Origin of the sequence: Edaphobacter sp. (assembly GCF_035532915.1) — a bacterium.
Taxonomy (GTDB): Bacteria; Acidobacteriota; Terriglobia; order Terriglobales; family Acidobacteriaceae; genus Edaphobacter.
This window is the reverse complement of sequence record NZ_DATKQC010000420.1, coordinates 1-11,061: the sequence shown is the minus strand read 5'-3', so window position 1 is coordinate 11,061 and position 11,061 is coordinate 1. Positions and strand designations below refer to the sequence as shown.

Annotated in this window: 9 protein-coding genes; 4 read left to right on the top strand and 5 right to left on the bottom strand. The window is 57.6% G+C overall.

Translation table 11 applies throughout. From position 1 onward, the window contains the following. Positions 1–348: 348 nt before the first annotated feature. Positions 349–1,434, bottom strand: a complete 1,086-nt coding sequence (locus VMU57_RS19735; protein WP_325386552.1) for a hypothetical protein — start codon at positions 1,432–1,434, stop codon at positions 349–351. A gap of 132 nt (positions 1,435–1,566) precedes the next feature. Between VMU57_RS19735 and VMU57_RS19730 the strand changes: the two genes are divergently transcribed. The 4 genes from VMU57_RS19730 (at position 1,567) to VMU57_RS19715 (ending at position 6,832) form a co-directional block, all read left to right on the top strand. After that, positions 1,567–1,932 carry a DUF2946 family protein gene (locus VMU57_RS19730; RefSeq protein ID WP_325386550.1) on the top strand — a complete coding sequence of 122 codons (366 nt, stop codon included), beginning with the start codon at positions 1,567–1,569 and terminating at the stop codon, positions 1,930–1,932. A 115-nt stretch (positions 1,933–2,047) separates the two neighbouring features. Then, complete coding sequence (locus VMU57_RS19725) at positions 2,048–4,642, top strand: TonB-dependent receptor (protein ID WP_325386548.1); 2,595 nt, start codon at positions 2,048–2,050, stop codon at positions 4,640–4,642. Between the two features lie 454 nt (positions 4,643–5,096). Continuing rightward, positions 5,097–6,059, top strand: coding sequence for an EamA family transporter (locus VMU57_RS19720; protein WP_325386547.1), 963 nt, complete (start codon positions 5,097–5,099; stop codon positions 6,057–6,059). Between the two features lie 89 nt (positions 6,060–6,148). Beyond that, on the top strand, positions 6,149–6,832 hold the full coding sequence (locus VMU57_RS19715; protein ID WP_325386545.1) for a MarC family protein: 684 nt from the start codon (positions 6,149–6,151) through the stop codon (positions 6,830–6,832). 3 nt (positions 6,833–6,835) lie between these two features. Here the strand turns inward: VMU57_RS19715 and VMU57_RS19710 are convergent, their stop codons facing one another. The 4 genes from VMU57_RS19710 to VMU57_RS19695 form a co-directional block, all read right to left on the bottom strand. Further along, positions 6,836–7,360 (bottom strand): TlpA disulfide reductase family protein, encoded by a 525-nt coding sequence (locus VMU57_RS19710; protein ID WP_325386543.1) that lies wholly within the window; start codon positions 7,358–7,360, stop codon positions 6,836–6,838. A 21-nt stretch (positions 7,361–7,381) separates the two neighbouring features. Then, a complete protein-coding gene (locus VMU57_RS19705; RefSeq protein ID WP_325386541.1) occupies positions 7,382–8,437 on the bottom strand; it encodes a hypothetical protein in 1,056 nt (351 codons plus the stop codon). Positions 8,438–8,601: 164 nt separating this feature from the next. After that, positions 8,602–10,083 carry a cysteine--tRNA ligase gene (gene cysS, locus VMU57_RS19700; protein ID WP_325386540.1) on the bottom strand — a complete coding sequence of 494 codons (1,482 nt, stop codon included), beginning with the start codon at positions 10,081–10,083 and terminating at the stop codon, positions 8,602–8,604. Positions 10,084–10,192: 109 nt separating this feature from the next. Continuing rightward, on the bottom strand, positions 10,193–11,061 hold an 869-nt coding region (locus tag VMU57_RS19695), incomplete at its 5' end, for a tRNA (adenosine(37)-N6)-threonylcarbamoyltransferase complex transferase subunit TsaD (RefSeq protein ID WP_325386538.1).

Genomic DNA, 11,061 nt, shown 5'->3' with positions numbered 1-11,061 from the left:
AGAAAATAAACTCCGGAAAACTGCAAAACAGTTAGATCCAATTTGTTAAACTGGAAACAGCCTAAAAATAAGTTAAGCCCAGCAACAGTGCGGAGCTTTACTATTTCGCTATTTCCTCTCAGGTGTAGCTTCCTTTGTTTGTCATTATCGAAGGGAATCTGCGTTTTGCTCGAATCACAAAACCACACCTGGAAAATATCTGCTTTAGAATCAATATTTTACCCGCAACCCCAGCAATATGAATATTTTGCAAGCAATAAACCGCGTAAACGCCTGAATCAATAGACTTTACAGGCAAGGTACCCCCGGGGGGTGGCTCCACCCAACGATCCAATCTCAGCGGCTCCTTTAGTCCGGGCCGCGCCGTTCGAGAGTAAGCGGGCGCTTGGGTTCGGGCTTGATGACGTCTCGGTTTTCGGGTGCGACCGGGTGAACGCCGAAGTCCCAGACGCTCAGGTTAACCACTTTGTCCGAGATGACCTCCATCAAGGCGTACTCGCCAAAGTCGAGCGGCTGTTGCGGCGTCAGCTTCATCCAGTGGCCGCCGGGGAGAACCTCGGAAGTGGTTTCAACCACATCCTCCTGCGGCTGACCGGTGCCGAGCAGGCCGATGCGGAAGCTGGCGATGTCGCGGACCCCGGTGCGGACGTCCGCTCGAACGATAACGTAACGGTCGCTGGTGGAGCCGCTAGCCGGGTCGGGCTTGATGGCGTTCGAGGCACCGTGCGTGTCGACCGTCAGCGGCGTGCCGCCGGTGGACGGAACGTTGTCATCGCCGACGCGGATGTAGAAAACAGGCGACGCGACATGAAGCTGCACGTACGACCGTTCTCCCTTGAGCTGTGCAACCTGGTGCGGACTGGAGAGCGGATTGATAACGGCGCGCAGGATGTTGTGGCCGGTATTGCGATTCAAATCGCTGTCGTTCTGGGACAGAGGAACCAGTTCGGGCACGCCACGGAAGGTATCAAGGGCGAGAAGGCTGTTCTGCTCGGGAAGATTAAGATCCTTGGCGACCTCGGGAGTGAGCGAGGCGCGGTCAGCCTCTTCCTTGAGCAGTTCGGGATCGATAGCGGGAGGTTCGCCGCTGGCAGTGCTGTCGCCCTCCTGCGCCGGAGAGTGCTCTTTCTCCCACCGGTGCGTCGCGTCGAGATCGACAAGCGGCAGCGGAATCTCTTCTGCCGCGCCGTCGCGTTCGGCGCTGACGTAATGCACGAGGTTGCCGGAGATGCGGTAGCTCATCACGATCTGATAGCTACCGTCTTTAAGATAGAGGCGAGTGCGGTGCGGTGCGGTGGCAGAGTCCGCCGCGGGCAGCGTCTTCTGCGAAGGCGGAGCCGCATTGCCGGGGCGCACGGCGAAGATCATCAGCCCGGCGAGGAGCAAAAGCGAGGCGGAAAGAAACGTTACGGGCAGTGGCTTCGTCTTAATCATAAAGGTCAGCTTCGACAGTTTAGTCCCAACGTTTTAGACGCGCTCAACCTCGGGATATTGCGGAAATTGCGATCGCCGCTGTTTGGCCTGCATCCCGGGATGTGCTAGACAGATAGAAGCGCGAAATATCCAATGCAGAGCTATCTCCAACGCGGAAAGAACAGTCAGCAGCCAGTGGTATGGATGCGGATGATCGCTGCGCTCTGCATTCTGATGATCACCTTCATGAGTGCGGCGCAAGCCTGCCACACCCATGCTGAGCAGTCTTCGCTCCGGCAAAGTTCGCATCACAACCAGCCGCCGCCCGAAGATCATTGCCCGGTTTGCATGGCGATGCACTCCGCATTGCCGGCGACGCTGCACCTGGCTCCGGCACCGACGCTCGAGATAGAACCTCTGAGCGCAGTTGCCTCCGATACATCGCGGTCCTTCAACTGGCGTTTCGAGATGGCCAGTCGCGGGCCTCCTGCTGCCGATAGCAATCCCTCCTTCATTTAAAGCAGCGACAGAGAAGTTTCCCCAATTAAATCTTCTGTCCGCAAACTACGCGCTCGCGCGTCATCGCGCTTTTTAAAATGTTGCCTTTCGAGGCATCAGGAATCGGCCTATCTTTATGCACAGAAGCATTCCATCTCGACTTTCTTTCCTCGCTCTTTCTCTCGTCCTTCTGGTCGGCGGCGCGCTGGCGCAGGGAACCAGCGGCAACATCGCGGGAACCGTGACCGACACCACCGGCGCAGTGCTCTCAAGCGCCGTAGTCACCATTCAGAATCCCATCAGCGGCTACAAGCAGACGACGCAGACGGATGCGAACGGGCAGTATCACTTCGACAACCTTCCCTTCAACCGCTATCACATGTCGGTGGTCGTTTCGGGCTTTCAGCCAACAACGAAAGATACGATGCTGCGGTCTGCATCGAACACCGCCGTCAACTTCCAACTATCAGTCGCTTCCAGCTCCCAGAGCGTCACTGTCGATGCAGAGGCATCGGACATGGTGAACAGCGATCCGACTTCGGCGACCTCGGTTGACCGATCGCTGTTTGCGCGGCTGCCGACGGAGAGCACCAGCGCTCCGTTGAGCTCTCTGGTAACGCTGAGCACACCGGGAATCGCTTCGGACTCGAACGGCTTGTTTCACCCAATGGGCGAGCACGCGGACACGACCTACTCGATCGACGGCCAGCCGGTGAGCGACCAGCAGAGCCGCGTCTTCGGCAACCAGCTTTCGCTCAACGCGATTCAGTCGATCAACGTCATCGATGGAATTGCGCCGCCGGAGTATGGCGACAAGGCCTCGCTGGTGGTGCAGACGACGACGCGATCAGGACTTGGGCTGCCGCATCCGACCGGCTCGCTCTCCATGAACTATGGCTCGTTCGGAACGACAAACGGAAGCGCTGCGCTGGGATTTGGAAATCAGCGACTGGGAAATTTCAGCAGCTTCGACGCGGTGGACAGTGGACGGTATCTCGACACGCCGGAACAGCAACCTCTGCACGCGCATGGCAACAACGAGAACTTTTTTGACCGCATCGACTATCACCCCACGCAGGCAGACTCTCTGCAACTGAACCTGAGCGCCTCGCGTAGCTGGTTTCAGAATCCTAACCAATTCGACCAGCAGGCAATTGGACAGGACCAGCGGGGAAAGATCTTCAGCTATAACCTCTCGCCCTCGTGGACGCACATCATCGACGCCTACAGCTTGATCTCGGTCAACCCTTATCTGCGCCAGGACAACTTTCACTACTTTCCCAGCAAGGACCCGTTCAGCGATACGCCTGCAACGCTGGCACAGTCGCGGCGGCTGCAGAATGCAGGCATGAAAGTTGACTACAGCTATTCGCATGGAATCCACAGCTTCAAAGTCGGAGCGATGTTCTATCACACGTTCCTGAATGAAGGCTTCTCTCTCGGCATTACCGATCCGACATTCAATGCACCATGCCTGAACGCGAGCGGCGCTCCGGATACCAATCCTGATTCAGACGATCCCAATAATTGCCCAGCTGGAGACACGGCAAATCCGAACTACAACACGGGAACCGGAGCTTACGACCTGACCCGCGGCGGATCGCTGTATCACTTCAACGGCCACACGGACATTAAGCAGGAGGCGATCTACCTCGAGGACAACATCGTGTGGAGAAACTGGTCGCTGCTGGCAGGCGCGCGCGTGGACAACTACAACGGCCTCAGCAGCCGCTCGATGGTAGAGCCGCGACTGGGAGCGACCTATAACGTCAAGGCCACCAACACCGTGTTGCGCCTGGGCTACGGCAAGCTCTTCCTGACTCCCTATAACGAGAATTTGATCGTCTCAAGCTCAACCGGCGTCGGTGGCCTCGAAGGCGCAGGCGCCGCCGTCGCGCTGAAGCCTGCGGGCCGCAACCAGTACGATGCCGGGTTCGAGCAGGGCTTCGGCAAACACCTCGTCGTGAATGGAGAGTATTTCTGGAAGTACACCGACCGCGATTACGACTTCGACGTTCTGCTCAATACACCGCTGGCGTTTCCGATCCAGTGGCAGAAGTCGAAGATCGATGGCTTCGGCATCAAGGTCACGGTTCCTATGACGCATGGCGTCTCGGCCTACTCGGTGCTTGGACACACGCGGTCGCGCTTCTTCGGGCCGGAGGTTGGTGGCATTCTGTTCAACGATTCTCCCGTACCTGCTGGTGTGCCCTTCCGAATCGACCACGACCAGGCGTTTCAGCAATCCACGCACATGCAATACCAGCCCAAGCCGCGAGGCCCGTGGTATGGCATTACGTGGCGGTATGAGAGCGGGCTGGTGGCAGGCAATGCGCCGATTGACAATGGTCAGAATCCTACCGACCTTACCTACCTTACCGCTGACCAGCAGTCACAGATTCTGTTGCGCTGCGGGAATGTGCAGGCTACACTCGCCGCGCCGTTGACCAGTTGCCCGACCGGCGAACTTTCGTCTCCGCTGCTGTCGCTGCCGAAGCCGGGAACGGAGAACGATGACCGCAATCCGCCGCGCGTTGCTCCGCGCACGATGTTCGATATGGCTGCCGGATGGGACAATATCCTGCGCCGCGAGCGGTTTAAAACCAACCTGAGCGTGACCGCAGTGAACGTAACCAATAAATATGCACTGTACAACTTCCTCTCGACGTTCAGCGGAACGCACTTCGTTTCGCCAAGGACAGTGAGTGGACAGGTAGCGCTCAACTTCTAAGAGGCTGTTTAAAAACTGAAGGCTTAACACCGATTTTGACCGATGGCACGGATCAAGAACAGGCAAAAGCAAGGACAACCACAACAGCAGGTCCTCCGCCTTCGGCGAAGGATGACAAGTTTGATTACAGATTGCTTGATTAAGGAGTTTTAAACAGATTCTAAGAAGTAGCACGATGCGCGACGTGGGACTGGTTTATGCCAGCCGCCTCGCGCATCTGTGACTCTTTGAGCTTCCATCCGACTCAATCACTCATCCTGAACCTATCAAACCAAGGAGCTTGTCATCGCACTTTCATCTCTGTCTCTTTCTCGTTTTCATCGCCATGCAGATATCGCCGGAGCCAGCAACGGAGACATGGACCAGGTTGTGTCGACGTCCCTCTTGCGTTGTGGCCTACGGGTGCGAGCGAAAATATGCGAAACCTGATGGGCCAGCGTCGTAGCATAGGTGAGTGACCCCCTCCACGCAAAGCTCGTCAAACAGCACGCGAATCCTGATTTCGTTTCTCTGTGTTTATTTTTTCTGGGGTTCTACCTATCTGGCTATGCGTTATGGTCTGGATGAGCTGCCGCCATTCGTGATCGCAAGTACGCGCTTCCTCATCTCCGGATCTATCCTTCTTGCGTTTTGCGCGATTCGCAGGGTGCGAATGCTGCCGACCCGTCGCGAATTCGGTGTGCTGGCGATCATCGGCGTCCTTATGCTTGGCTGCGGCAACACGGCCGTTCTCTGGTCGGAGCTCTATCTTTCCACCGGCCTGGCAGCGCTTCTGGTCGCAGGCATCCCGCTGTTCGCCGCCTTGATCGAGATGCTTCTTCCCGCTGGCGAAGGCCTGCCTTCGAGGGGATGGATCGGCATTATCATCGGCTTCATCGGCCTGGCGTTTCTGGTCTCTCCGAGCCTGCGGAGCAGCTTCCACGGCGACCCGCGTCAGATCGTCGCCACCGTAATCATCCTTACCGGCGCATTCTGCTGGACGGCTGGTTCCGTCATCTCACGGCGCTCGACCATCGGGATCAGCGGGTTCGCAGCGGCGGGCTGGCAGATGCTCTTCGGCGGAATCTTCAACACCGGCATCCTGCTCGTATCGGGCGGCTACCGCGGCTCGCACTGGAATGTGCAGGCATGGTCTGCCATCTTCTACCTTGTGACCTTCGGTTCGCTGACGGGCTACACGGCGTACATCTACCTTCTGAACCACGTCGCCGTCTCGAAGGTCACGACCTATGCCTACATCAACCCATTGATCGCCGTCATCCTCGGCGCCATCTTCATCCATGAGCGCTTCGTTAGGGCGGAGTATATTGGGATGGCTTCGATCCTGCTGGCAGTCTTTCTCGTCACCAGCGCGAAGTTGAAGACAGGAGCACTCCCGGCCGAGGTCAAAGATATCGCCGTCGGTCGCAAGGCGTAAACAAGCGATACAACTGCACGAATCCTCTATAGACTATCGTTCTAGAAAGAGCATCGATTCCTGTTGCCGTGATGTATGGAGCAAGAGCTATGGTTCTGCTTTGGAAGTACTTTGCCTTCGGGTTCAGCGCGTTACTCCCGGTCGTGAACCCGCTCGGTTCGGCGCTGGTATTTCTTGGCCTTGTCGGCGTTGTACCGCCTGAAGTGTACCGGTCGCTTGCGCGCCGCATTGCAATCAACACTGTCCTCTTCTTCGCCGTGATTGAACTGCTGGGCTCGGCGCTGCTCCGCTTCTTCGGCATCTCGCTACCCATCATGCAGGTGGCAGGAGGCTTTGTACTTGCAGCAATGGGTTGGTCGCTGCTGAATGAGAAGGACGCACAGTCCACGGTCAAGGCCGCCCAGCAGGAGGTTAAAAGCAACGAGGACGCCAGGAAGAACAGCCTGGAACAGGGAACGTTTTATCCACTCACCTTCCCCGTAACCGCTGGCCCGGGCTGTATCGTCGTGATGCTGACGCTGAGCGCCCATGCCTCAAAAAAAATGATCAGCGAAGATGTGCTGGCACACGTTGGCCTGCTGATCGCAGTGATCGTGCTAAGTGCTCTCGTCTACGTGTGCTATGCCTATGCACCGCAGATCACGCGAAAGATCTCTCCCGCGACCGCACACGGCATCCTGAGAGTCGTTGCCTTCATTCTGCTCTGCATCGGCGTTCAGATTGCATGGAATGGAGCGGCCTCGCTGCTCGCGACCGTCCTTCAACACCAATAAATGTTAGTAGCGTTTCAGCTTCGGTTCAGGCGCGGGACCTTGACGCCCATTCAGCAGCCAATCGAGCCGGCTGCGTATATCGTCATCCTTCGCCTCTCCCATGATGCGCGTAATGACCTGCCCTTGTTCATCGAGGATCAGCGTGCCCGGAACGATATCGCCAAGCCCGAAGTGCCCTAACATATCGGCGTTGCCTCCCACCCATACATCGAGGTGGATATTCTGGCGAGTCAGATATGGCTCAATCCTGGCGCGGTCCTTTGTATCGTCGATCGACACGGCAACGAAGTGAACTTTTTTGCCTGCAAACTCTGTACTCAGGGCTGAAAGCCGCGGCAGCTCTTCGCGGCATGGAACACACCATGTCGCCCAGAAGCTGAGCACGACAACCTGACCTTGCAAGTCGGAGAGCCGCTGCGAATGCCCTGAAAGATCTTTCAGCGTCGGGTTTGGAATACCTTTTGCGTCCGCCGTTCGAGCCGCGAAAAGACACACCAGACACAACATCAAAGAGAATAGTTTTTTCATCGATTTATCGCAGGAAGGTGGCTAAAAATGATGGGAGAGACTGACAATAACCGTATAGTCGGCAAAGAAGGCATCTCCATTCGTAGTATGGTGCTGAATCTCGGGCACACTTGGCGGACGGTTGCGATACAGCGCCCATGGGCCGTTGATGGACAAGACCGTGGTTCGGAAGTTGTACATCAAACCGGGGTCGAGAGAGATAATCGATCCCGGACGGCGAAACCCATTGCTGTCGCCGAGCAGGTCGCGGACCGGGACGCCTTCGCTTCGCATTCCGAGACCGAGCGCCAGCCCACGGACCTTTGGAACTCCTTGGGAAAGGCCGGCACGAAAGAGGTATTGGTCAGTGACGGAGAGAATGCCCTGCCCTGGCTGGCTGCGAAAGCTGCGAACACCGTTGGTGTCTTCGGGGTTGAATAAATATTGCCCTTCGATATAGACATCGGACCGGCGCCAAAGGGACTTATAAGCCTGCGAACCCAGAACGAATCCCCATCCCCCATCGCCTGGCTGCATGGAAGGATCTGCTGTGGCTTTAATGATTTTCCCTTGATAGAGGGCCGATCCCGTTGCGTTATCAATACCTGTAGGTAGTTTGAGAGAAGCGCTGACTGCGATATTGCCGCCATTCTCAGTAGGCGGGCGGAAGATCCAGGCCTGTGCGCCAAGAGTGATATCCCCTAGCCCGCTGACCTGATAGATTCCGGACGGCGGATAGATCTGGTTGCGGGTGCCGTTGTAAACGGGAACATCGGCGATAAAGCTCCAGCGAGGAGATACCCGGTACTGGACACCGATGTCGAATATATTCTGGTGGTTTTCTACCGCTGTCGGACGTGCAATTTCATTCGTCCCCTGAAAATACTTGTTCGAATTAAAGACGCGATAACCAATATCAACGGTAAGGTTGTGGATTGACCACATGCTGCCTGAGCCACCCTCATCACTTCTAACGAGCTGATCGATTGGGCGCTGGTTAGAGTGGGCGGCAACACATCCCTGAGCAATAGCACGGCCACTGACACATACCAGCGCTACAAGAGCAAAGAACGAACACAACTGCTTTTTATTTTTCATGAATAGTCCTCGGAGTACATGGCCTCTGCCGTTAGCAGTAGAAAAATATTAACGGTGAGCCACCACTCTACTTTGAGAGGACAGGCCGAGTCTTCGGCCTAAGGGTGGAGATTAAACTCCATCCAGTACGCGCTGCGTCGAATTAATCGAACTTCAGGAACGTCCTATTTTCGCTTCCAGCGAACTCCGTCTTTCGAGTCTTCGATGAGGATGCCCTTGGCAAGTAGATCGTTGCGAATGGCATCGGCTCGAGCGAAGTTGCGGGTCTTCTTAGCCTGTGTGCGTTCAGCGACAAGCGCATCAATCTCTTCATCGCCAAGCGAGAGGTTATTGAGAAGCTCTGGAGCCGCTTCGCCGAGACGGCCTTCTGCCTCCGCCCACGCAAGCGCAGCGCGGGTGAGGGCTGCGTCCCGATCTTCGAGTACAGCGAAGACGCCATCGAAGAGATCGAGCACGCGAAGGATTTCGACGACGTTGCCGGCGTGAAGCGTACCGGCGTCGGCAGCTGAGTTGGCCGTACGAACCAGGTCGAAGATGGCCGCTCGCGCTTCGGCGGTGTTCAGGTCATTGGCCAGCGATGCGGTGTACCCCCGCTCCGCCTTTGCGGTTGCCGCGGCGACGTCGGCATCGAGGCCATCCGCAAAGCCGCCCTTCAACATGCGCTGATGAAAGGTTCGCAAGCGCTCGATGGCGTTGGTCGATTCGGCCAGGCTTTCGAAGGTGAAGTTCATCTGGTGCCGGTAGGGCACGGAGATGAGCAGGAAACGGATGGCCGAGGCGCGGTAGCCCCTGAGCAGAAGATCGCGGAGCGTGTAGAAGTTGCCCTCCGACTTCGACATCTTCTTGCCTTCGACCAGCAGAAAGCGAACGTGCATCCAGTGCCTAGCGAAGGTCTTTCCGCTGGCCGATTCTGACTGTGCGATCTCGTTCTCGTGATGCGGAAACATCAGGTCTTCGCCGCCAGCATGGAGGTCGAAGGAGTCGCCAAGAAACTTCGTCGCCATGGCGGAGCACTCGATGTGCCAGCCGGGACGGCCGGAGCCGAGAGGTGTGTCCCAGTGCTGCTCGCCGGGCTTGGCGGCCTTCCACAGGGCGAAGTCGCGGGCGGCATCCTTTTCGTACTCGTCAACATCGACGCGAGCGCCATCTTCGATGCCGTCGAAGTCTTTCTTCGAGAGCTTGCCGTACTCCGGGAAACGAGCGATGCGGAAGTACCAGCTTCCATCCTCTGCCTGGTAGGCGATGTCTTTGGAGGCGAGCTTTTCGATGAGGCCGACCATCTCGGGAATGCAACTGGTGGCATGAGCGACGTGTTCCGACTTCTGGATGCCAAGCGCATCGAGGTCTTCAAAGAAGGCGCGCTCGTATTTGGCCGTGTACTCGGCAATGGAAACGCCTGCGGCGGCGGCGTTGCGGATGATCTTGTCGTCGACGTCAGTGACGTTCATGACGTGTTTGGTATCGATGCCCTGCTGGCGGACGAAGCGGCGCAGCACATCGACGTGGAGGAAGGTGCGGAAGTTGCCGATGTGGCCGTAGTCGTAGACGGTGGGACCGCAGCAGTACATTCGCAGCTCCGGTGCGCCTACAGGTGCCAGTGCTTCAACTTTTCCGCTGAGGGTGTTAAAGAGTTCTATCGTTGCCACTTGCGCTCAATCCTGCCGCAGCCGAGCGCGGGGCGCGGTGCAGACTGCTCTCCTTGGAATCCTTGTCGATTTTAGCTGATGGACGGGTGCTTTCGCGCGGCGGCGATCTTTAGGATTGCCCCAGCCGAAGCTGGGGGGTCGCGGCGAGATCCTCGGTCGCGAAATTTGCTGCTAAAAACTTCGGCCATGCCGCAGCGGCGATCATGGCGGCGTTATCGGTCGAAAGCGCCAGCGACGGGAAGGCGATGGGCAGCTCCCGTTTGTCGGCCTCTGCCTGAAGACGGCGCCGAAGCTCGCTGTTGGCCGCTACGCCGCCGGATACGACGATGCCACGGGCACCGAAGGACTCCGCTGCAGCGAAGGTCTGGCGAAGGAGATTGCCGACGACGGCGTATTGGAACGACGCGATCAAGTCGAGCGTCTGCGCATCGCAGAGTGCGGCAATTGCGGCGATATCGGGCTTCGTGTCGCCCATTGCGGCAATCGCCTTGCGCCGGGCTTCGATGCTCTCCCGCATGTCATGGGTCTCGACGTAGCGCAGGACGGCGGTTTTGATCCCGCTGAAAGAGAAGTCGAAGCCGGGACCGCTTGTGGAGAGCGGCGCCTTCTTATTCGGCATCGATATACCTTCGCGATGCGGCCGGGGCTTGATCTGGGCGAAGTTGAAGGTCACTGCTCGGGGATTTCCGTGTCGGGCAAGAGCGTCGATCCAGGGGCCGCCGGGGTATCCAAGGCCAAGGAGCTTCGCAACCTTGTCGTAGGCCTCGCCTGCTGCGTCGTCCACGGTGCGGCCGACGTTGCGATAGCTCCACGCGCCCTGTTCGCTCTGTTGCGCCAGATAGAGATGCGTGTGGCCGCCAGAGACGACGAGCGCCAGCAGCGGCAATTCCATGGGGGCATCGGAGCGCTGGCGAGCCTCCATCAGCACAGCGTGTATATGACCTTCCAGATGGTTTACGGCGATCAGGGGCTTGCCTA

Coding starts and splice junctions, on each gene's coding strand:
- VMU57_RS19735 (WP_325386552.1), bottom strand. CDS start 1,434: ATGATTAAGACGAAGCCACTGCCCGTAACGTTTCTTTCCGCCTCGCTT.
- VMU57_RS19730 (WP_325386550.1), top strand. CDS start 1,567: ATGCAGAGCTATCTCCAACGCGGAAAGAACAGTCAGCAGCCAGTGGTA.
- VMU57_RS19725 (WP_325386548.1), top strand. CDS start 2,048: ATGCACAGAAGCATTCCATCTCGACTTTCTTTCCTCGCTCTTTCTCTC.
- VMU57_RS19715 (WP_325386545.1), top strand. CDS start 6,149: ATGGTTCTGCTTTGGAAGTACTTTGCCTTCGGGTTCAGCGCGTTACTC.
- VMU57_RS19710 (WP_325386543.1), bottom strand. CDS start 7,360: ATGAAAAAACTATTCTCTTTGATGTTGTGTCTGGTGTGTCTTTTCGCG.
- VMU57_RS19705 (WP_325386541.1), bottom strand. CDS start 8,437: ATGAAAAATAAAAAGCAGTTGTGTTCGTTCTTTGCTCTTGTAGCGCTG.